This is a genomic window from Saprospiraceae bacterium (assembly GCA_016710235.1).
Lineage (GTDB): Bacteria > Bacteroidota > Bacteroidia > Chitinophagales > Saprospiraceae > Vicinibacter.
Map to the genome: position 1 here is coordinate 1 of JADJLG010000001.1, position 21,970 is coordinate 21,970.

At 39.8% G+C, this 21,970-nt stretch carries 18 protein-coding genes; 9 read left to right on the top strand and 9 right to left on the bottom strand.

What is annotated here, in order from left to right; genetic code table 11:
* Position 1: 1 nt before the first annotated feature.
* Complete coding sequence (locus tag IPI99_00005; protein MBK7338889.1) at positions 2 to 1,474, bottom strand: right-handed parallel beta-helix repeat-containing protein; 1,473 nt, start codon at positions 1,472 to 1,474, stop codon at positions 2 to 4.
* Positions 1,475 to 1,555: 81 nt separating this feature from the next.
* On the opposite strand from IPI99_00005, the gene IPI99_00010 reads away from it, so the two are divergent.
* The 4 genes from IPI99_00010 (at position 1,556) to IPI99_00025 (ending at position 5,520) form a co-directional block, all read left to right on the top strand.
* Positions 1,556 to 1,711, top strand: coding sequence for a hypothetical protein (locus IPI99_00010; GenBank protein MBK7338890.1), 156 nt, complete (start codon positions 1,556 to 1,558; stop codon positions 1,709 to 1,711).
* Positions 1,701 to 2,444 (top strand): glycosyltransferase family 2 protein, encoded by a 744-nt coding sequence (locus IPI99_00015; protein ID MBK7338891.1) that lies wholly within the window; start codon positions 1,701 to 1,703, stop codon positions 2,442 to 2,444. The genes IPI99_00010 and IPI99_00015 overlap by 11 nt, the downstream gene beginning before the upstream one ends.
* Before the next feature lie 232 nt (positions 2,445 to 2,676).
* The gene (locus IPI99_00020) at positions 2,677 to 4,158 is read left to right on the top strand and encodes a glycosyltransferase (protein ID MBK7338892.1); all 1,482 of its coding nucleotides are present in this window, start codon (positions 2,677 to 2,679) and stop codon (positions 4,156 to 4,158) included.
* Positions 4,159 to 5,520, top strand: coding sequence for a hypothetical protein (locus IPI99_00025; protein ID MBK7338893.1), 1,362 nt, complete (start codon positions 4,159 to 4,161; stop codon positions 5,518 to 5,520).
* 12 nt (positions 5,521 to 5,532) lie between these two features.
* Here IPI99_00025 and gldN read toward each other — a convergent pair whose 3' ends face one another.
* The 8 genes from gldN to IPI99_00065 all read right to left on the bottom strand — a co-directional run bounded on the left by gldN (position 5,533) and on the right by IPI99_00065 (position 14,224).
* On the bottom strand, positions 5,533 to 6,411 hold the full coding sequence (gldN, locus tag IPI99_00030) for a gliding motility protein GldN (GenBank protein ID MBK7338894.1): 879 nt from the start codon (positions 6,409 to 6,411) through the stop codon (positions 5,533 to 5,535).
* A gap of 11 nt (positions 6,412 to 6,422) precedes the next feature.
* Positions 6,423 to 7,994: a hypothetical protein gene (locus IPI99_00035; GenBank protein MBK7338895.1), complete on the bottom strand. Its 1,572-nt coding sequence runs from the start codon at positions 7,992 to 7,994 to the stop codon at positions 6,423 to 6,425.
* A gap of 48 nt (positions 7,995 to 8,042) precedes the next feature.
* A complete protein-coding gene (gene gldL / locus IPI99_00040) occupies positions 8,043 to 8,636 on the bottom strand; it encodes a gliding motility protein GldL (GenBank protein ID MBK7338896.1) in 594 nt (197 codons plus the stop codon).
* Positions 8,637 to 8,766: 130 nt separating this feature from the next.
* Complete coding sequence (locus tag IPI99_00045) at positions 8,767 to 10,005, bottom strand: SUMF1/EgtB/PvdO family nonheme iron enzyme (GenBank protein ID MBK7338897.1); 1,239 nt, start codon at positions 10,003 to 10,005, stop codon at positions 8,767 to 8,769.
* A 238-nt stretch (positions 10,006 to 10,243) separates the two neighbouring features.
* Positions 10,244 to 11,137 carry a type IX secretion system membrane protein PorP/SprF gene (locus IPI99_00050; protein ID MBK7338898.1) on the bottom strand — a complete coding sequence of 298 codons (894 nt, stop codon included), beginning with the start codon at positions 11,135 to 11,137 and terminating at the stop codon, positions 10,244 to 10,246.
* Between the two features lie 62 nt (positions 11,138 to 11,199).
* Entirely contained in the window at positions 11,200 to 13,170 is a 1,971-nt protein-coding gene (locus tag IPI99_00055) for a thioredoxin domain-containing protein (protein ID MBK7338899.1), read from the bottom strand.
* Complete coding sequence (locus tag IPI99_00060) at positions 13,167 to 13,937, bottom strand: MBL fold metallo-hydrolase (protein ID MBK7338900.1); 771 nt, start codon at positions 13,935 to 13,937, stop codon at positions 13,167 to 13,169. Before IPI99_00060 ends, IPI99_00055 begins: the two co-directional genes overlap by 4 nt.
* On the bottom strand, positions 13,934 to 14,224 hold the full coding sequence (locus IPI99_00065; protein MBK7338901.1) for a hypothetical protein: 291 nt from the start codon (positions 14,222 to 14,224) through the stop codon (positions 13,934 to 13,936). Before IPI99_00065 ends, IPI99_00060 begins: the two co-directional genes overlap by 4 nt.
* Before the next feature lie 164 nt (positions 14,225 to 14,388).
* Here IPI99_00065 and IPI99_00070 point away from each other — a divergent pair, with 164 nt between their 5' ends.
* From IPI99_00070 to IPI99_00090, 5 genes are all read left to right on the top strand, one after another.
* The gene (locus IPI99_00070) at positions 14,389 to 14,991 is read left to right on the top strand and encodes a PorT family protein (GenBank protein ID MBK7338902.1); all 603 of its coding nucleotides are present in this window, start codon (positions 14,389 to 14,391) and stop codon (positions 14,989 to 14,991) included.
* 11 nt (positions 14,992 to 15,002) lie between these two features.
* Positions 15,003 to 15,485 (top strand): hypothetical protein, encoded by a 483-nt coding sequence (locus tag IPI99_00075; protein ID MBK7338903.1) that lies wholly within the window; start codon positions 15,003 to 15,005, stop codon positions 15,483 to 15,485.
* A 227-nt stretch (positions 15,486 to 15,712) separates the two neighbouring features.
* A complete protein-coding gene (locus IPI99_00080) occupies positions 15,713 to 16,972 on the top strand; it encodes a metal ABC transporter permease (GenBank protein MBK7338904.1) in 1,260 nt (419 codons plus the stop codon).
* Positions 16,973 to 17,042: 70 nt separating this feature from the next.
* Complete coding sequence (locus IPI99_00085; protein MBK7338905.1) at positions 17,043 to 17,390, top strand: 4Fe-4S dicluster domain-containing protein; 348 nt, start codon at positions 17,043 to 17,045, stop codon at positions 17,388 to 17,390.
* A gap of 272 nt (positions 17,391 to 17,662) precedes the next feature.
* Complete coding sequence (locus tag IPI99_00090; protein ID MBK7338906.1) at positions 17,663 to 21,967, top strand: gliding motility-associated C-terminal domain-containing protein; 4,305 nt, start codon at positions 17,663 to 17,665, stop codon at positions 21,965 to 21,967.
* The last annotated feature ends 3 nt before the right edge of the window (positions 21,968 to 21,970 follow it).

Below are 21,970 nucleotides of genomic sequence, written 5' to 3' on the forward strand. Positions count from 1 at the left end.
TCTAATCAATATACTCAAAGCATCCGATATCAGGCTTGCCGGAGTCTCGCAGCTGATTGTCGAGATCTTTATCAATACTGGAAATAGGGAAAGCCTTACCTTCTACTTGAGATAAAGTATCCAGATGAAAATCTGCCTTTGAAATATCTTTAAATAAATGATCTAACTGACTACTAAAAATGCAATCCTGAGTGTAACTGGTCTTGAATTCGTCAAGCTTGGCAATAACAGGATCGTTTAATTTCATAAAGCAGTTTCGGAAATGGATGAAATATCCGACACTTTCATTTTTCTTGAAAATAAATTCATCTCTGTCTCCTCCTGAAAAAATACAGTTATTAAATTCAGCATTCAACTCCCCAATGATTGGAAATTTACAGTCCGTGGGATCCGGGCACCTGAAATTCGATAGAAAAAGAGCTGATTCGGTATTACCAAAATTCGCAAATGTGCTATATTGAAAACTAACGCTCCCACCGGTCTCTACCACCAAGGAATTTTGGCCTTGAGAATGAAAGAGGCAATTCTCGCCATATACCACCCCTGCATTACAGTACAAGCCATATGAAGAATTATTTGCAATGGTGCAATTGATCAGATCACAAGATGCCAGAGAATCAATCGTCAAGCCAATTTGATTGTTCAATATTTTTACGTTTCTAAAAAGATTGCCCGAGCTTTCCCCTGCTATGCTGATCGTGGACCATTGGCCACTGACATCCCTGTATTCTTCCTCTAATCGAACCCCCTGAAATACTATAGGTCTATCAAAAGTTCCCTCTGCCAGAATCCTCGCATCAGAAGCGATGATTAGCCGTCCGTCATTGTAATAAAATGAATTACCCAGACTGTCCAGATATTTCGTTATTCCTCCATAGACATGAATTTTGCTACCCGCACTTATTCTCAGGGTCCCGTTCTTGATCAATACTATACCATAAAGGATATACGGTTTCGGGTCATTCCAGATGAGTTCTTTGCCCTGAAGGTCCAATTCGTACACCTTCCCTTTATTTGACTTAGCAGGAAAATAATTGGCGTTTTGTCCCCATGCTTCCAGGACAACTGATTGCGAATTATTATTGGTGATGAATACGATTTCGTCAGTGATCACAAATGGGCTTTCGCTGACATTTTGATCCGGATCTACCGTCACTTCACAAAATAAATAAATGCTATCTTTTGCACGGATTTGTACGTGCTCAAATTTTTCTCCTGCCAGTCCATCCACATTAATTCTGAATTTAGAATTTACTCCAGACTTGATTTGGATGGAACTGATTTCGATAGACTTAGAGTGGGTATTGTATATCTTGATCAGGTGCGTTGCCGAACCCAATGTCGTGAACACGGTATCGAATGATATTGTATCAGTAGAAAAACTGAGCCGGTCACCGGGATCGGTGGTAAAGTCCTCTTTAGTACAAGACATCCACATGATCAGCAGAATAAAAAGAGGTAATAATTTTTGCATGATTAATAGTTCCGGTGAATTCCTGAATCAGGAACGAAGATAGCTGACAAAATTATATTAACTTTGTACAAAATATATCCTATGTCTCAAAGACAAGAATCGAATTCTCAGAACTGGTTGATATTCATCGTTTCGACTGTACTTATGCTGGCCTTATTGTGGTTTTTTCCGGCTTGGTTTTGGGTACCACTTCCCTTCGTTTTGACTTATCTGACGAAGGCATTGAATGCAATGTAATCCAAACACCACTGTTTCTGACAAAGCTCTGGTCATTGACCTCATCATTCCTGCTCTCAACGAAGCTAAGGCCATTGGTCTTGTATTAGAAGCCATTCCTATAAATTTAGTTAGAAGAATAATCGTTTGTGACAATGGCAGTACAGACGATACCGTGAGGGTTGCATCTTCTCATGGAGCAGTTGTGCTGCATGAACCCGAAAAAGGATATGGCGCAGCATGTCTCAAAGCATTAGCATATATTTCCAACACAAAAAGTGAGGTCCGGCTCCCTGATGCTATTGGATTTTTGGATGCTGATTATTCTGACTTCCCTGAGGACTTGATAGATCTGACTGAAGCTATGCAAAAAAGGAATTTAGACCTGGTAATCGGATCCAGAGTGCTGGGCGATCCAGAATCAGGATCCCTCACGCCCATTCAAAAATTTGGTAATGCGCTCTCAACAAAATTGATCAAATACCTTTTCGGATACCAATTCACCGATCTTGGACCATTCAGACTTATAAAATATGATCCCTTAGCCCGGATGAAAATGGCCGACAGAAATTTTGGATGGACAGTAGAAATGCAAGTCAAAGCGGCCAAAATGGGTCTAAATTGTGGCGAAGTTCCGGTAAGATATCGAAGACGGATAGGACAATCAAAAGTTTCCGGTACTATCAAAGGAAGTTTTCTCGCAGGTAAAAAAATACTCCTCACCATTTTTCGTGAAAAATGGATTCAGGAGTAAAGCTCTGCTCCCCATTCTTACAATTCACTCATTCACATAATCTTGCATCCAAACTTGAGGTCCTGAACTTCATGTCAATTAATTTACGACATTTTTATCTTAATTATATCGCAAATGAGCTTTTGGTCTTGGCTAGTTAACGATTGATTTCTTTTTGTCAATTATTTCCAAATACCCAAACCAAATGAATTTGTCGAAGCAGACATTCATTACATTTGTTGAGCTACAAGTAATGGAAAATTTAGGCTATATCCTGATCGCAATCTACACTCTTGCCCTATTGTATATAACACTTTTCTGTCTTTTGCAACTCTACCTGTTGAGAGCGTACCGGAGGCAAAAAAGGGAAAAAAAATCCTTATCTTCTTACACAGAATCAGATCCGGATTTGCCCACAGTTACGGTCCAATTACCCATTTACAATGAATTGTTCGTCGTGGATCGATTGCTGGACAATATCACAAAACTCCAGTACCCAAAAGATAAATTAGAAATTCAGGTTTTGGACGATTCCACTGACGAAACCTTGGAGCATGTACAAGAACGTGTAGCGCATTTTAAAAACCAGGGATTCGATATTCACTATATCCACAGAGAAAATCGGGAAGGGTACAAAGCAGGTGCCTTAAAAAATGGTCTTCGCTTTTCTACAGGCCAATATGTTGCGATTTTTGACGCTGACTTCTTGCCTGAACCTGAGTTCCTGCTCAAAGCATTGCCTTATTTTGACAAACCCGAAATTGCGGTAGTTCAAACCCGATGGGGACATATCAATGAAGATTATAGTTTACTCACCCAATTGCAAGCATTCCAGCTCAACGTTCATTTTACTATTGAACAAGCCGGTCGTTGTGCTGCAGGGCATTTCTTACAGTTTAACGGGACGGCAGGAATCTGGAAACGTTCTGCGATTGATGATGCCGGAGGATGGCAGGCGGATACGCTCACTGAAGATTTGGATCTGAGTTACCGGGCTCAGATGAAAGGATGGAAAATAAATTATATCGAAGATATCACCTGCCCTGCCGAATTGCCTGCTGAAATCTACGGATTAAAATCCCAACAGTTCAGATGGATGAAAGGCGGTGCAGAAAATTCACGCAAACTTTTACCTACGATATTAAAATCAAATTTACCATTTGTGACCAAATTTCATTCTACCATGCACCTCATGGCAAGTGGAATTTTCCTTGTCATTTTCGGTGTAGCCATCACAAGTGTCCCGGTTCTTTATGCCTTGGATTACTATCATCTCAAAGCTACATTTCTAGGTTTTTGTCTATTAGGTACCTTAGCTGTCGTTTCAGTATTTTATGAAGCGAACATCATGACCTGCTGGAAAGAAAAAAATGTAAAATATCCATTTTTTAGATTTTTATTTTTGTTTCCGGTATTTATGGGTTTGTCGATGGGCATGAGTTTGCACAACAGCATTGCAGTGCTTCAAGGCTACCGCGGGAAAAAATCATCATTTGTTCGAACTCCAAAATTCAATTTATTGAATTTGAAAGACAAGCTTCACAATAATAAATATATGATCCACAAGATCGATTGGACGACTTGGTTTGAAGCCATCATCTGCTTGTATTTTATTTTCGCCATCGGATTGGGCATTTATTTAGAGTATTATTCTTTTATCCTTTTCCATGTTCTTTTGATGTTTGGATTTGGCATTAATTTCTTTTATGCACTCAGACATTTGAGTATCAAGTAAATGCCAGCGGCATCTGCCAGTCTGAATCCGAAGCAATGGCTGTTCTTTTATTTCAGCATCGCTTTTTCTGTAACGATTTATTGTCTTACCCCATTTTACAGCCGGCAGAGCCATTTTCTCAGTATTTTGTTTTTTTTCGGCAGTGCATTTATTATTTACCTTTTGTTTTGGAAAATAATATTAAAATATTCAGGCAATGTCCTCCTGTGGTTAATTCCGGGATTATTTTTTCGAATCGCATGCAGCTTTACTTTAGCCGATTGGAGTCCGGATATTTATAGATATTTCTGGGATGGATTGATGTGCAGCCATGGTATAAATCCATTCCAATATACCCCAACAGAATTTTTACAACATGCAGGAAATATTGATCCATTGTTCGCTCAGGTTTACGCTCATCTCAGCTCTTCCGAATACTTCAGTATTTATCCGGCGCCATCGCAATTATTGTTTTTTATTTCAGCATCCTTAGGAGGAAAATCCATTTTGGGATTCGCCATGGTGCTGCGGCTGTTATACCTCAGCATTGAACTTGGTTTAATATACTTTCTCATACAATATTTTAGAACAAGTAATCGAAATTCCGCGTATATCGGTTTATTGTTCCTCAATCCCTTGTGGATTTTTGAATCTTATGCGAATGCACACATAGAGTTAATCATGCTTGTTGCACTACTTCTGGCCGTGGTAAGCATCAATTCTGATCATTTCAAAAACACAGGATTTTTCTTGTTCGCTTTATCCATCGCTAGCAAGCTAAGCTCGGTAATATTCGTTCCCGCATTCTTTCTTAAATGGATAAAGGCTCCCCATATTTCAGGTTTAAACGCTTTCTTAGTTGGAGCAGTCATGTTTTTACCACTTGCGGCAACCTATCCGGATCACTTTTTGCAGAGTGTAAGTCTATTCTTCAGACAATTTGAATTCAATTCATTTTTATATAAACCGATCATTTATTCATTTCATAATGCACAATTATACTCAGTAGAAAAATTTACATCTCTTATCCTTATGCTTGTTTTTATAGTGATTTATCTAAAAAAATTAGTCAGTCTCTGGAATCACCAAGGAGATGATTCATGGTATCGTTCCATTTTTATTTTGGCTTTTTGTTTTTATTTGTTGAGTTCTACAGTGCATCCCTGGTACATCTGCATGATTGTTGGATTTGGTATTTTTTCTTATTACAGGACTGCAGTATGCTGGTCGGGAATGGTGATCGTCAGTTATTCACATTACGATCCTCACTGGATTAATTATCAAGATCTCTTTACTCTGATCGAATACCTCGTTGTGTTGTCGGTGTTCATTCTTGAAAACAAAAAAGCCATGCTGATTAGGCATGGCTTCTATCGAGAATAATTATTTATCTAATTAATAGACCCAGAGATCATGCTCGAAGTTGAGCAATTCGTTCTTGATCTTTTCTGATTCCAACAACATGTTCACACCTGCCTGCTCTCCATATTTCTCTCCGGTAAAAAGATCCGGCAAACGCATATCCTGAACATTGGATTGCTTAAAGATATAGCTGGAGAAAAATCTTGAATCAAACAAATCAGCCCATGATCCTGGCGCACTGTCGTTTCGGTCATTGAACACCATCTCTTTCGTCAGATATTTCCTCGCTTCAGGATAATAAATCCAAAACATTGGAAGTGAATACTCTACTTCTCCTGTCTCTGCATTTTTCTTTTCCTGAATTGGAGCAATACCTAAAATACGACAATTCAATCTGGAGGATTCTTTGTCAAAATACCAAATTTCCTTTACTCTGAAAGTTTTGATGTTGGTATAGTCCAAGTCATTTTTGATGATCCTGACTTCTTCCTGATAAGTCTCTGCGTCCCAAACCGACTGCGTGTCAACGCTGTGGAGCATTTTGTCCAAATCTTCGCCTGTCACTTTTTTCTTGAATTCGTCTGTGTCGAATATTGCTATATCTCCATTTTGAATTCCGTCCAAAAGTATCTTAAAAAACGGACGATTGGGGTACATGAACCCAATATTCATTTTCTCCCGGACGTCGATTACGCGCCAGATTCTCTTTGACCAAAGGATGTCAGCTTCACGAATGGGTTCGTAAGCTAAGAATCTTTGCTCTTGGAGTATTTTACGTTCAACGATATCATCCAGATAACCTGAAGTATCTTCGGGATTGCTAGCTTCCGTCATCTCTTCTTCCATCTGTGAAAATGCAGGAAGACTAAGACAACAGAACAGGGATAAAATTGAAAACCATTTTTTAAGCATGACAAAATAATTTATTGAACTTTAAATGACATATCTCCGATGTTACGAGCAGCAGCATCACCGGGACAACGAGCTTTGATATTTTCAAATAGATAACGATCGCCCGGTTTAGCCTTGTTGATCAAAGATGTAGCGCCACCTTCAAATTTTCCACCTCCATTCTGTGCGATTTCGGCATCCTGACGTGGAGCAACGCGTACGACAGTATATCCTTGGATCTGGCATCTTGCATCGAAGTCAAAACCTTCCAACATCGGGATGACACCGGATTGTGCTTTGATCTCTCCGTTTCCGATTGCCCCCCCTCTTTTTCCGGAAAGCATCGGAACAGGATCCGGAATTCTCTTCACACGGAATTTGAATGCTGTAGCAGTCAGTCCACCACCAGCAAGTGTGATTGTAGCTTCGCCTTGCGTATTTACAGTTGCATTGTACTTAGCACCTCCTACTTTCGATAAATTGATGCCACCACCGGTTGCATTTACCTGCAACTGAGCTGAAGGTACACCAGCAGCAGAAATCGACACCGGATTGTCAACGCCAATGTAAAAAACGTTCATCTTTTCAGCGGATACGTTACAAGAACGCTCACCTACTTCAAACTCGAAATCTCTTTTGTAGGTATCAGTTTTTCCGGTTACCGGATTTGTCACTGTAGCTATAGCAGAATATTTCTTCACTCCGACGTCTCCGGGAACTGTTTTCCATAATGCTTCACCATCGGCATTAACTGGAATACTGCTTCCGTTTACCGAAAGACTCACTTTCGTACTTGTATTCTTTGATGTGGAAGCAGCAAGGCTTATACTGGTTTCGAAAGGTTCGCCCTTGATGATGTAATTCTTCTTCGGAGAAGAAATTACGGTAAATTTGTCAAGGACTACGTCTTCTCCTCCTAGTTTCCCACTCAAATAGTTGAGAACTGAGTTTGATGAAGCCTTAGCGTCATTGATGAACTTCGTAAAGATAGGTTCACAAGCCCCGAGAGGCATCTGTTTGAATGTAAATTCTTCCCAGCTCTTCTTATTCTTCGAATGTCTCCAGGTTTCGTCGTCTATGGCAAGTGAAATTTCGCTTTCCATTTTAGCGCGATCGGCAGTATCTACAAGAGCAAGAAACTTCTGACGATATTCCTCTATTTTCCCTTTCAACTCCTGACCTTTGCCTTCGTTAACCATAGTTCTGGTAGTAACGTCTTTATTTTTCTTTCCTTTAAGATCTTTTTTATCTCCGTGTACGATATAGTCGCCATCATCCACAGATCCGTTTTTGTTACCGGATTTGTCTATGAGATCATTTACGATACCGTTCACATATTCTGTAAATTCCTTTTCATAAGTCCCCGGTAGTTTAGCTCTGTCTGCGTATTTCTGGAATTCCGGTTTAGCTTTTGCCCTTCTTTCAATTGATTCAGGCATTTTGCTATTCGCAAGATCCAAAGCTTTATTTGACTCTACCAAGCCCTTATTCACCAATTTGAACGCGTTGAATATCTCAGCTGATACGTTCAATGCCAGCAACGCTGTCAATACGAGATACATAATATTGATCATGAGCTGCCGGGGCTCCTTAGGTATAGACATATTTTTTCTATTTAAACGTTAAACAATGAATACCAAATGGGATGCAAATTAATTATTGCCTCCACCCATGTTTTTGTAAGAAGAAAGAATGTTACCATAAACGCCATTAAGGCTGGTCAAATTCTTTTTCAGATTTGCTACTTGCTCGCTATATGCTTTGGTATCATCCAATGAATTGCTGAGTTGTGTTACAGCCTCGTTCATTTTAGAATAAAAGTTGCCCATTGATTTCATTTGATCTCCCGTTTTAGAAAAATCAACTTCTTGAAGAGCTTTAAGTGAACCAAGACTTTTTGACATATTTTGCAATTCACCCAACATTCCTGAAAGTTGAGTTTCTACGTTGTCTGCATTCAATGGTCTGTTTGCACCTTTTGTTGGACCGTCTGTCAAAGGGTTTATTCTTGCATGGTAATCATCCAATCCCGGATAAAGTTTATCCCAATAGAAATCTTTTTCAGGCGGGATCACTCCAAGGAGCAAGAACAAGAATGCTTCAGTCACCAGACCGGCTGTGATCATTGAATCACCACCTTCCCATGACATGATTTTGAAAAGAGCACCAAGCATAACTACCGCTGCACCGGCACCAATGATAAAGTTTTTGAGGTATTTAAAACCATTAGATTTGTAAAAAGCCATTGTTAGAAGTTTTTTGTTAGTAAAAGAATATTGTTTGACAAAATGGATTAAGACTTATCACATGTGGCAGAGTAGGATTTGTATCTCCTGCTCTATTGTACTTAATTTATCAATCTAAATAATAATATGTCTAGAAGTCATTGGCAGATCTACCCAGGAAGGTAAGCACTGATCTAAAGCCTAAATATGACTTAGAAGTATCTTGAAACTCCCAAGAGCGTGTACCTGTCTGCAAAAAATACCCAATATCTTTCCAGGAACCTCCCCGAATCACTTTTCTCTTATAAGATTCAGGATCTTCAGGTTTAGATTCGTATTTGATATCCGGATTCAGGTCATGCACAAAATTGTAGGCATTATCTTGGAAAGCACTTTCTGTCCATTCAGCAACATTTCCGGACATATTGTATAAACCGTATTCATTCGGAAAATAAGCATCAGCTTTCACAGTATAAAGACCTCCGTCTTCCGGATAGTTACCCCTTCCAGGTTTGAAATTGGCAAGCAAACAACCTTTGGCATTGCGGAGATAATATCCACCCCAAGGAAATGGCGCTAACTCACGTCCGCCTCTTGCTGCCCACTCCCACTCATGTTCTGTAGGTAATCGAAACTCCTCAGAATTGGGCTCATCCTCTCCTTTGTAGGTATTCCAGAGAAGCGTCCTCCAAAAGCAGAAAGCTCTTGCTTGCTTCCAGTTAATTCCAATCACCGGATAATCGTCAAAAGCCGGGTGACTGAAATAATTTCTGGTCATTGGCTCATTGTAAGAATATGAGAAATCTCTGATCCAAGACAAGGTATCAGGATAAATATTGGTTTTCTCTTTGTGAACGATAGAGGATCTCTTGATATTCCGAGAGTGTGCGGCTGTCTGCCAATCTTTCCACTCCCATTCATACACAAACTGTCTTGTGTCAGCTTCTTTCATACCTTTGAAAGCATCAGCTCCCTGAAAGAACAACCCATCGAGGGTCTCGTCCTCCCAATCAATCTCTTGCTCCCAATCGATATTTTCGCTTGTGCCATCTTCGCTTTCAACAAAGTGACCTAATGCAGCATGAGCGAGTGAATCACGCACCCAATACACAAACTGCCGATATTCGTTGTTTGTGATTTCGGTTTCATCCATGTAAAATCCTGAAATGGAAATGGATTTTGCCTTCTGAATATTGGTATTAAAGAAGTCCTGATCGCTCTGACCTATTACCAATGTTCCACTCGGCACATAAACCATGCCGTAAGGGTTAATACCGTTCCATTTTGGACGATCCAAAACCCCGGTTACTTGTCCGTCTTGCTGCTTCTTTCCACACGAAAAGATAAAAACTACAGTCAAGACCATAAGAGAAAGATTCAATTTCCTCATTTGGTTCACTTTTACCTACTTTGTCTTTAAAAAAAAGTTGCGTAAATATAATACCTATTCTTTTTACGACAACAAAATATTTTGGTCAGAAGGCAGCAAACTTTACATCTGAATCGTTAACTCCTTCCTTTTGTACATCAACTTAATATTCGTTTATTTATTGTGCACTACTTCTAAATCTTCTTAAATATTTCACAATAAACTTTTAGCATATGCATAATACTTTCATTAGCAATATTTAATCCGACCATCTCGGATTATAAATAAAACCTCTACCGCTTCCTTTTCCCCATATCACAGGCAGATCAAACCTAAGCCCAATCTCCTGCCCCGGTCCGGAAATTTTTTTTCCAAACTGATGTATTTCGGTCTCGTATCGATAAAAAATTTGCCAATTACCCGTCGGTGCCAGGCCTATAGTTCCTCCCCAAAATCCAAACAACTCGCGGTTAATACCTCTTGCAAAAAGCTCTCCAAAAATATTCTTTCCAAACCGAATCCTGCATAATATTTCTTCCTGAAATTGAATAAAATCAGAATATAAAATAAAATATGGTACTATACCTATATTACCCATATTCCATTCTTTCATTATTGCAAAATTTAGAATATTTTTTACTCTGTAAATTTTACTATTCTCCACAAACTTGCCTCCTCTGATGTGGTCCATCCCCAAACCAAAGTCCAAAAATGAAGTCCTCACGAATATACTTAGTCCTGTTTCGAAAGCATTGTCACTCACCTCACTAAGTGGAACTTCGGGATCCTGATGATCTATTCCAGCTGTGTAATTGCCTTCCGGAGTCCTCGCCGAAGCTCCGTCAAATACAAATCTTTTCCATCCGGCTTTTAGGCCTAAGCTCAAACCAAATTTTGTTGAGGTCCAGGCACGAGCATACTGCAATGAAACTCCTTGGGTACTTTCCAAACCTGAACTATGGTCATCTAAATGCATCGCTATGGCAGATTTAAATCTGGGAAGACTTGTCCTCAGGTAAATATCTTTTGCAACAGGACCACCGTCGATGCTTGTCATTTGTGATTTATACAATCCAGATACTACAGTCTTGTCTTCCCAAACACCAAAGGCCGGGAAAATCCTAGCCGGATCCAAAAGCTGTATGCCAGGCATTGGTATTTGCTGTGCATAACATAGTCTTATCCCACAAAAAATAGCCGACATCCACAGACGTCTCAGAAAGTATCCCTGCCTATATGATAGTTCGAAAAACATTGGTTCAATTCCGATATTGTAAAAGTAATCATTTCACAGGACAAGTTTTTACAAACCATCAGTTCTGATGCCCTTATCCCTTTATCTTCTATCAACAAACTGTTCCATAAATATGCAGGCAATGGAAACAATTTGGCCTGATCTGCCGGATTGTAGTGCAGCTGTATCCCGCCGGATTTATTTTTTTCCACCCACATCAAATATGTTGCCATTGCATATGGCGAAGCATACGCTTTTGACAAATCATAATCCAATATCGGATCAATAGATTCCAACCATTTTCGATCCCCTGTGATATGATGCAAAGTCCAAAGGGCATTTCTCAAACTCACCTGTGGATTTGGCAAAGAACTATCCTCAAGTTGAGGAATCTCCTTCATGCGTGGATCAAGATTCGCAGAGAAAGCATACTGTCCATTTTGCTTCTTAAAGTTCTGCTCTACGAAATCCGAAATAGCTTTAATTTCATCCAATATTTCCGGCTTTGCTTGGATCTGATACCATTCCACCATAGCTTCCATCAAGGCAGCATAATCTTCAAGAAAGGCAGGATGCTTGTCTGGATTCGAACTTATTATTCTGGTATAAATTGATTTATCCGGCTTCTCTCCTTGAGATTTGAAGTGCTTCAATATCCTGTATCCCAGCGCTTCCAGTTGGGTCAACACTTCTTCATTTCCGGTACATCTGTAAAGTCTTGAGAATGCCCTAAGTAAGATTGCATTCCAGGATAAAATTTGTTTTCTATCTATTGCGGCTTGAGGTCGCATTGCTCTATAAGCCGAAAGTTTTTGCCTTAGACCGGAGCTTAGATTTTTTGTGTCAGCAGCTTCTTTTGCTGAAAGTGTCAGATAATCACCTTCAAATGAATGGAGTATGTAAGTCTGTTCAAATACTAATTTTTCATCTGCCGACAAGATTTCTTCCAACTCCTTCAAAGTCCAGATATAGCTTAGACCTTCTATTGCATTCGTATCGGCGTCAATTGAAGCGAAATAGAGACCATTCTCCCCCTTCATGGTTCGGGTGATAAAACTGAATGCGTCCAAAGCTATAGCCTTGAATTCTTTACTTTGTGTCAATGTTGACAGATCCGACAGAAAATGAATATTCAGCGCCTGATCATATAGCATTTTTTCAAAATGAGGAATAGTCCATTTTCTATCTACAGTATACCTGAAAAAACCTCCGTCCACTTGATCGTATATTGCAGATCGGCAGAGTTGAGTTCCAAGTAGGATTGCAGCATTTAAGAAGGATTCAGCTCCGGCGACAAAAAATCCCTCTATCAAAAGTCCGGCAGGCAATACACCGGGAAATTTTTGGCCATTACCAAAACCTCCATATTCCCAATCCGTCCATTCGTTGAGTTTGACCAGAGCTTCTTGGAAGTCAGCTTGAAGTGCGTACCGGCGCTCCTTTGTTATGTTTGATTTTGATGTTTCAAAATATAGCCTGATATGATCAATATTTTTTGAAAGATCAGCCTTATTGTGCTTGTAAGCATTATGTATTCCCAAGAGTATTTGTTTCCATGAAGGTCTTCCATGCATAGGTTGTGGAGGGAAATAAGTACCGCTAAAAAATGGCTCCAAATCCGGAGTCAAAAAACAATGAAGAGGCCAGCCTCCCTGCTGTCCTAAAGCTTGTGTTACTTCCATGAAGTATCTATCCAAATCCGGTCTTTCTTCTCTGTCAATCTTGATATTAATGAAAAAATCATTCATCATCTCAGCAGTCAGAGCATCTTCGAAATTTTCATGTGACATGACATGACACCAATGGCAACTTGAATATCCACTGGAGATGAGGATCGGTTTATCAGATGCCTTTGCATGGTCCAGAGCTTCATCACACCATGGCCACCAATCTACCGCTTGAGCTGCATGAGAGCGGAGATAAACACTTTCTTCATTTTTTAACCGGTTCATGGGATATCAATTTCCATCCCGTCCCAGGCCAATTCGATGCCATTGGGCAAAGTTTGATTCACTGATTGATGTCGACCCATCTGGTGGCTGATATGGACTATGACTGCTTTTACAGGTTGTATCCGTTGGATTATATGCAGACATTCTTCGACAGAAAAATGTGTGGGATGAGGCTGATAACGAAGAGCATTGATAACCAATACAGAAATTCCTTTCAGACTGTCTATGACACCTTCGTCCAATCGGCTGGCGTCAGTGATATAAGCGCATTTATCAAATTGAAAACCCAGTATACCCAGGGTTCCGTGCCAGACTCGAAAGGTCTTGACTACAATATCTCCCACTGTAAAGCGTTGGTCTACATCTACAGGCATTAGTTCCAAGCGAGGGCCACCCGGATATGGATGGTCAGAAAAAATGTATCTGTACCTCAATTTAAGATCTTTTATTACGGGATCTTCAGCAAAAATTGGTATCGAATGGGGACTGAACTTATTGAACGGTCGGATATCATCAATGCCGGTAGTATGATCACTGTGTTCATGGGTGATTAATATACCATCAATTGCTGATGCGGATTTCATGGCAAGCATTTGCTGTCTAAAGTCCGGGCCAATGTCGATGAGGATTCTGCTCGTTTCTGAAGTGATCTGAGCTGCTGTTCTGAGTCTTTTATCTTTAGGGTCCGAGCTGGTACATACCTCACAATTACACCCGATGATCGGGACTCCTTGTGATGTACCGGTACCTAAGATTTTTAGTTTCAACTCTCTAACAGTTCTGGGATCTTTTCTTTTTCAAAACGAATTACCTGTTTGTAAAACTTCAACTGTCCTTCATCGAGGGCTTTTTCATCAGTGGGCAGTTCCGGAATCAGATCTATCAGACAATTCACTCTACCTTCCACGTCAAAAAATTTGTTGACCACCAATATTTTACGAGACTCTACCCTACAATAGCCGGATTGGAAGTGACCTTGCTCGTATCTTACCTTGTAGCCCAAAAGGCTACACAACTCTTCTAATTTCTTCAGATTGGCACGTGTATATTTCATGATTCCAAACGTTCTAAATAACAGGACGTCGCGGTAAAGGTATACCAAAGCAAGCATTAAAAAAAATTAAATATGTTAGATTCTTTAATGTTTGAATCCTGCAATAAAGATTCTGGGGGAAGTTGACCTGACGCCTTACTTTTGTCTCTACTAATACAAATAATATGAATCAAACCGGCAAATACGCCCTACTTTCATTGGTTTTTCTACTTTTCAGTGAAGAGTTGTTTTCGCAAAGATTTGGCGGAGGCATCAAAGCAGGAGGGAATTTTTCTCAAATTGACGGCGATGATGTAGCGGGTTTCAATCGTTTGGGAATTTGCGGGGGTGTATATGGAACCGCCAGAATTAAATCCTACCTGGACTTTAAGATAGAGTTTATGTACAGCCAACGAGGTTCTAAGTCTACGCCCAATCAATATCCCGTCAATATCGCATTAAGGTATTTGGAAGTACCATTGATCCTTAGCCTTAAAGACTGGAAATCAAAAGATGAAGAAAACAGCTATTATCGTATGAAGTTTGACGGAGGACTATCATTAGGCAGATTGTTTTCTGCTGATGCATTCAACAATATAGATGAGGATTTTAAAACCAACGACATCAGTTGGCTGGCAGGGGTGGAATATTTTTACCACAAAAATTTCGGGATGGGTTTGAGATATACGAGATCTTTGACACCTGTATACCGATACAGCATCAATAACGTTGAAAGAAAAATGATCAGTTATTATTTATCTTTGACGCTGAATTATCAATTTAATTAATTACAAAACCTATGTCACGGATTACTTATTTGTTTTTGTTGATGATGATCGCATTTTCTTGTAAAGAAGGTTTAAAATCAAGTAACAAATCTGCTGCAAACTCAGCGCCTGAGATGATTTCTCAAGATATTATCACTGAATTGACCAAGACAGTAACCAGTATTGACTTGATTTCATTGAAGAAGAATGTCAATGTCAGCATGAGTTTCGACAATCCTCAGGCGGTGCAATACGTACTTTCCTTTGCACAAGACGAAAAAGGCGAATTCGATGGAACTTGTCCCGCAGATGGAAGAGTCGTTTTCCTTCAGAATGGTGAAAATTCATATGACGCCGAAGTTTACTTTTCTGGAAACTGTAATTCGTATATATGGATTAAAAATGGTCAACGAATTGGATCTTCAAAGATCTCCCCTGAGGGAATTGATTTTTTCAAAAATTTCCTTAAACCCAATGCAAAGCCATTGACAGACAGTACCCAAACGCCGCATTAATCCAGATTTCCCGTCTCACAGTTCGCAGAAATTAAGCTTGAATAAATTTCGGTCGTGAATTTAAATTAGCTTGACTTCTTATAGGATTTACTTTACAACATTTAACGATGCGTAAATGTTAGATCTCAAAATTATGATTTGAGCAAGTATGTTATATCAAAATTAATTTGATTCTTTACTCAAATAAAATTCTTTTGATCAGCAAAAAAAATAAGCCTTAATCCGATATGAATATTTACGACTTTTTTATTCTGGATGCGGGATTGCGAGCTTTTGTCGCAGCTATTCTTGTAGGAGGTGTTTGTGGTGTTTTGGGTTGTTTCATAGTGCTTCGAAATATGTCTTTGATTGGAGATGCCTTGTCTCATGCAGTTTTGCCGGGCATCGTTGTTGCTTTTGTATTTTTTGGATACTCGACATCTGCATTCTTTGCAGGATCTGTTATTTCAGGTCTTTTGTGTGCACTGTTGATCACATGGTTACAGGATAAGGTTAAGGTTAAAAATGACGCAGCCATCGGTATTGTATTCACGATGATGTTTTCACTAGGTGTGATAGGCATTTCTGCCTTGAGTCACAGGCAAGGAGTTCATTTGGATCTCAAAGATTTTTTATTCGGAAATATATTGGCTGTTTCACCTCAGGATCTTGTTGCGAGTTTGATAATGGCCATTGCGGTCCTGATGGTGATTGCCATCTATTACAGAACATTATTTGTAGTGAGTTTTCAATCCACCATTGCCAGGACTATGGGAGTTCATCCCAAGAAAATACACTACCTATTGATGCTCCTGCTGGCTATCACTGTCGTGGCCTCATTGAGGAGTGTTGGTGTGATTCTCGTGGTAGCTATGCTCGTTACGCCTGCTTCTGCTGCCCTGCTTCTAGCCACCCAATTGCCCAGGGTGATTCTATTGTCTGCTATTATTGGTATTTTATCATCCATCAGTGGACTCATCATTGCGATTCAGTTCAACTTTCCTCCCGGACCTTCTATGGCTGTAGTGACGACTTTATTCTATCTCATGATCGTAGTGGCTGCACCGGGAAAAGGACTATTCTCTCGTTGGTGGATCAGAAGGCAGGTAGAAAACAGGGTCATCATTGAAGATATTGTCAAAAATTTATATAAACTTGAATTTGATCATGTCTCTCCGGAGACCATTCAATCTTTGACAGGGCATTCAAAAAAAAAGCTGGATAAGTGGCTCAATGTTTTACAAAAAAGGAAATTAGTGATCTGGGAAAATAATGAAATCAAACTTACGGAAGAAGGCAAAATAAGAGCTAATCAATTGATCAGAGCACATAGATTGTGGGAAACATTTTTGGTTGATGAATTAGGGCTTGACGAAGATCAAATTCATTCTGAAGCAGAGGTATATGAGCATTATCTACCTGACGAAATTCTGCAAGAAGTAGATAAAAAACTCGGATATCCATCGCGTGATCCGCATGGTTCGACGATTCCCAAGGAACGCACTTAGATCAGAGCGGTTGGTGCAATTTCTTCGATTTGAAGAACATATTGATAGATTTTGATGTTTGGCTTGCATTATGGCTATTATAATCACAGAAGAATGTATCAATTGTGGAGCGTGTGAGCCAGAATGCCCAAATCATGCAATTTATGAAGGTGGAATAGATTGGGCCCTATCAGATGGTAACACGGTTCGGGGACCATATACTCTTGTGGATGGAAGAGTGGTTGATGCCGATTCCAAACAAAAGCCAATCAGCAACGAATATTACTTTATCGTCCCCTCAAAGTGTACGGAGTGTGTTGGATTTCATGACGAGCCGCAATGCGCTGCTGTTTGCCCGGTAGATTGTTGTGTACCAGACCCCGCTCATCGGGAAAGTGAAGAAGAATTGCTCCAAAGAAAGGCCAATCTGCATCTGTAAGTAAGCTGAGTTTTATTTTTTTGAATGTTCTCTTGGGCTGTAAATTCCTATTTGGTTGTAGGTGGTAAATAATATTTTTAGACCCATTCTACCTCAAACTACCTGCTAGTCATTATTTTTATGCAGAATGTAAAAATAATAAAACCAACTAATTGAAATACAATATTTTACATAACAAATATTATCTAATATATATTTATATTATTTGTTCCGGCAGTTTTTTGTTTGGCCAAACGCTTTCGAGTAAGCCTACTATTGTGGCAAATGCCTCGATGCTTAATCCCTGCAATCTGGTAGTCAACGCAGGACCTGATATCACCGTGTGTGAAGGCTCAGGGAAGATGCTCGATGGAGACGTGAGTGGCTCCAATTTTAGTTTTGAGTGGACTCCAGCTGATGGTTTGGATGATCCTACTGCTTTAAAGCCCACTGCTTCTCCGTCTATGACCACAACTTATACGCTGACCGCAATGGCAACTTCAGACAATCTGATCAATAATGGGGATTTTGAAAATGGATCTATAGCTCCTGGATTAACCAATTACGTCTATGTGCCCGACGCTGTTCAGATCGCAACCAATTACGCCAACAATTACACGATCATAGACTATCCCGCGATATCTGCACAGTTTGGTTGTGACACCCGGGGGACTTATTCTTTGGTCATCCATGGAAGTTCAGGCACCACCTTTTGGTGCCAAACCATACCGGTAAGTCCAAACACTGATTACAAACTCAGTTTTTGGTTGATGAGTGTGCTCAATTTTTTCTTTACACCAACTATACAACTAAAAATCAACAACACTGTAGTCGGGTCAAAGGCTACTTCAGGAGGTATATGCAGTTGGGATGAATTTACCGGGATGTGGAATTCCGGAGCTGCCACCTCGGCCACTATTTGCCTGACAAATACAACCAGTGGCGGACTAGGAAACATTTGCGCTATAGATGATATCACTATGAAAGCTTGTTGTGTTGAAAAAGATCAAGTCAGAGTGGAGGTATTCAAGCTCAACATTAGCCTACAGGATCCTGGAGAGATCAACTGCAGAAATAGGCCTTTGAGACTTAATGGTCAAGGCTCTTCTTCGGGGCCTGGAATAAGCTATGAGTGGACTACTCAAGATGGCGTGATCCTCTCCGGAGCGAACACTTTGAATCCGGTCATCGATGCTCCGGGAACATACACTTTGAAAATAAAAGGACCCAACGGTTGTGAAAAAGAGGAAAGCATCACTGTAGATGGCAATGTCCTTCCACCCGATATCATACTTACCAACACTGACCTCTCTTGTGCTAAACCCACTGCAAGGATCGAAGTGCGCTCAGCCACAAATCCTGTGGATATCATTTGGACAGGACCCGATAATTATTTCAGTAGTGATCCTGTGAATGATGTAACTCAAGAAGGCGATTACGAAGTATTGGTCACGGATCAATATGGATGCGAAACCAAAGGCAAGGTGACAGTAAAAGATTTTAGGTCTTCAGGAGCTCTAGCCATCAAAGGAGACACGATCAGCTGTTCGAAGGACAGTGCCTTACTAAAAGTGACGCATCAACTCAGCAAACCTGATTTCAGTTGGTATCACAAAGGCTCAAAAATTTCAGATACTTCATTCGTAGTTGTGAGGGACACGGGTTTTTATTATGTTTTTGCAAGAGACAGTTCGGGCTGCATAACAAAAGATTCTTTTTATGTACTCGACTTTAAGTCCAATATCCTGATTGACCTGGTGGCAGATACCATTGATTGCTTGAACTTGAGTGTTAAAATATTTGCAATCGTACCACTCACAGGTCAGGCAAGATGGACAGGACCAAACCAATTTCTGTCCTATGATATGGAGCCCACAGTTTCAGATTCAGGCTGGTATTTTATTCATTTTTTAAGTAATGATGGATGTGTTGGTGAAGATTCTATTTTCATTGTGAAGTCCGCTGATGTCCCTGACATTTTTGTCAGTAAAGATGATACGCTCAATTGTATTCGGAAGCAGGTACTCATTTCAGGTGGGAGCAACACTGCAGGTACCAAGAAAGAATGGATGGGCCCAAATGGAATCATAGGAGATTTGGATAGTTTTCCGGTACTGGATCCGGGTGAATATATTTTATTCGTAGAAGGAAAAAATGGATGTTTAATCAATAAATCGGTGAATATTTCAGTGGACACCGCTCATCCCCTCATCAGTCTGACAGCTGACACGATTACTTGCAGGAGATCTAATTCACGCATCAGTATTACCGAACAAAAAAATGATACAAGTTCTATCGTTTGGACAGGTCCTTCTCAGTTTTCTGCAAACCATAGTGTTGAATTTGTAATGCAAGCCGGTATCTATAAAGTTGTAGTTACGGCATTGAATGGATGCTCTCAAACTGATAGTATCCGGGTAAATGCAGATACCATCAAACCGGACATCCTATTGAGCCTTGATAGTATCGATTGCAAGAGGTTAATTGCTCCGGTGAATTTCGTTGGAGATAGTACTCAATTTGTATTTGAATGGAATGGACCAGGCGGTTTTAGCAGCTCAAATGCCGATCCAGGAATTAACAAGGGTGGCATTTATCAATTGAAAATTACAGGAAAAAACGGTTGTGAAAATAATTACCAATTTACAGTTTTTGAGGACAGAAATATAGCCCCTATTTTCACATCAGCGGATACGATTTCATGCGGCAAAACAGCTTATATCGAATTGCGTGGAGCGCAACTGTACGAAAGTATAGAATGGAGCGGTCCTGGAGGATTTTCCTCATTACAAGCCAAAACTCCGGTAACGGATTCCGGATGGTATTTTATTAAAGTTGTTGGCTTGAACGGTTGTGAAAAAACGGATTCCATTTTTGTATTCCAAAAAGATAAATTGCCGGACATATTTGCCTTTGACGACAGTTTGACTTGCAATAGAACCCAAGTCATTCTTCAGGGAGGATCCGCCACAAATGGCGTAAGTTTTGAATGGAGTGGACCTGGATTTTTTTCCAGACTAAGAAATCCGGTAGTTGATTCTCCGGGCATTTATACTCTAAAAGTGATTGACGCAAATGGTTGTGTATCTGAAAAACAGATAGAAGTTTTTCTTAGAAAAAAAGCGAGCGAGTTGTTTATCATCAAATCAGATACAGTCATTAATTGTATAAATAATGGAATTCAAATCACCGGACTTGCAGGAGAATTGCTGACGGATTATTACTGGACGACACCAGGAAATATTATTATCAAAGACAGCACCACACGAGCAAACGGTGGTGGCTGGTATAAATATATTATCACCAATCAATGGGGTTGTTCTGTGTCGGATTCCATCTTTATCAATGACATTAGGAAGCTACCTCAAGTTCAAATTCCGGATACGAGTATCAATTGCCTAATTAAAGAGCAACAAATTAATCCAATCAGCACTGAAAAAAACTTGCAGTTCAGTTGGATGGGCCCTGGAGGATTTCAATCCAATATATCAAATCCGATCATTTCCATTCCCGGAATCTATTCAGTCAGTATTACAAATGCTGCAGGGTGCAGATTGGTAGAGCAGGTGGTTTTGTCAGCAGATACTTCCGGACCAGTTTTGAAAATTGCAAAGCAAGATATTTCTTGTCAACGAGATAGTGCATTCGTCCTAATGAGTTCGGATAAGTCGAATACGCAATATGCATGGAGTGGACCTCAATCTTTCCTTTCGAATAGCGATCGGTTTTCTACGGTCGATACTGGTACATATTTGTGCATTGCAACAGACCCACAAAATGGTTGCTCTACACTTATCACCGTTGACATCAAAAAAGATACAAACAATATTAAGAATATCGGACTCACCCAGGAGGATAATTACTGCCATAAATCTACTGGGTCAATTCAATTCAAAGACATTATAGGTGGAACTGAGCCTTTACTGTATTCAATCGATGGCGGAAAATCATTTTCCAACTCTGCGTTATTTGAAAACCTACCTGCGGGAATTTATGAATTGGTCATTCAAGATGCCAATGGTTGTAGTTTCTCCAGGCAAATAGAAATCAAAGATATACTGGGACACAAAGTAGCGCTGGGAAATGAAATTATCTTATCTTTAGATGAAAAGAAAACAATTCAAATTCAGTCTTCTTCGGATTCCACAGCATTTGTAAATATCCTGTGGTCCCCTTCTGATCAACTCTCCTGTGAAAATTGCTGGTCACCTGTAGTTACTGGAACAAAAGATGAAACGATTTATCTGACGGTCACCGATACAAATGGCTGTACTTACCAAACGCAGATCAACATAAAAATCAATCAGGAAGCGTTTATCAGTATACCAAATATTTTTTCTCCAAATGGCGATCAAATCAATGATTATTTCTACCCTCAGGGGAATGAACAAATCCAGATTGAATTATTTGAAGTTTACGATCGATGGGGAGGTTTAGTATTCAGAACAAGTGAAGCAAAAATCAATGTGCCTGAAGATGGTTGGAATGGAACTTATAAAGGTGCTCTGCTCAATCCGGCAGTATTTGTTTATGTCATTAAAGCAAAACATCCTCTGCAGGAATGGATTCTGAGCGGGGAAATTAATTTGATCAGATAAAAT

Excerpts from the sequence above, each read along its gene's own strand:
- gldL (MBK7338896.1), bottom strand. The coding sequence starts at position 8,636 with ATGGCTTTTTACAAATCTAATGGTTTTAAATACCTCAAAAACTTTATC.
- IPI99_00090 (MBK7338906.1), top strand. The coding sequence starts at position 17,663 with ATGCTTAATCCCTGCAATCTGGTAGTCAACGCAGGACCTGATATCACC.
- IPI99_00075 (MBK7338903.1), top strand. The coding sequence starts at position 15,003 with ATGTCACGGATTACTTATTTGTTTTTGTTGATGATGATCGCATTTTCT.
- IPI99_00065 (MBK7338901.1), bottom strand. The coding sequence starts at position 14,224 with ATGAAATATACACGTGCCAATCTGAAGAAATTAGAAGAGTTGTGTAGC.
- IPI99_00070 (MBK7338902.1), top strand. The coding sequence starts at position 14,389 with ATGAATCAAACCGGCAAATACGCCCTACTTTCATTGGTTTTTCTACTT.
- IPI99_00045 (MBK7338897.1), bottom strand. The coding sequence starts at position 10,005 with ATGAGGAAATTGAATCTTTCTCTTATGGTCTTGACTGTAGTTTTTATC.
- IPI99_00020 (MBK7338892.1), top strand. The coding sequence starts at position 2,677 with ATGGAAAATTTAGGCTATATCCTGATCGCAATCTACACTCTTGCCCTA.
- IPI99_00025 (MBK7338893.1), top strand. The coding sequence starts at position 4,159 with ATGCCAGCGGCATCTGCCAGTCTGAATCCGAAGCAATGGCTGTTCTTT.
- IPI99_00050 (MBK7338898.1), bottom strand. The coding sequence starts at position 11,137 with ATGCCTGGCATACAGCTTTTGGATCCGGCTAGGATTTTCCCGGCCTTT.
- IPI99_00015 (MBK7338891.1), top strand. The coding sequence starts at position 1,701 with ATGCAATGTAATCCAAACACCACTGTTTCTGACAAAGCTCTGGTCATT.
- IPI99_00080 (MBK7338904.1), top strand. The coding sequence starts at position 15,713 with ATGAATATTTACGACTTTTTTATTCTGGATGCGGGATTGCGAGCTTTT.
- IPI99_00035 (MBK7338895.1), bottom strand. The coding sequence starts at position 7,994 with ATGTCTATACCTAAGGAGCCCCGGCAGCTCATGATCAATATTATGTAT.
- IPI99_00055 (MBK7338899.1), bottom strand. The coding sequence starts at position 13,170 with ATGAACCGGTTAAAAAATGAAGAAAGTGTTTATCTCCGCTCTCATGCA.
- IPI99_00005 (MBK7338889.1), bottom strand. The coding sequence starts at position 1,474 with ATGCAAAAATTATTACCTCTTTTTATTCTGCTGATCATGTGGATGTCT.
- gldN (MBK7338894.1), bottom strand. The coding sequence starts at position 6,411 with ATGCTTAAAAAATGGTTTTCAATTTTATCCCTGTTCTGTTGTCTTAGT.
- IPI99_00010 (MBK7338890.1), top strand. The coding sequence starts at position 1,556 with ATGTCTCAAAGACAAGAATCGAATTCTCAGAACTGGTTGATATTCATC.
- IPI99_00085 (MBK7338905.1), top strand. The coding sequence starts at position 17,043 with ATGGCTATTATAATCACAGAAGAATGTATCAATTGTGGAGCGTGTGAG.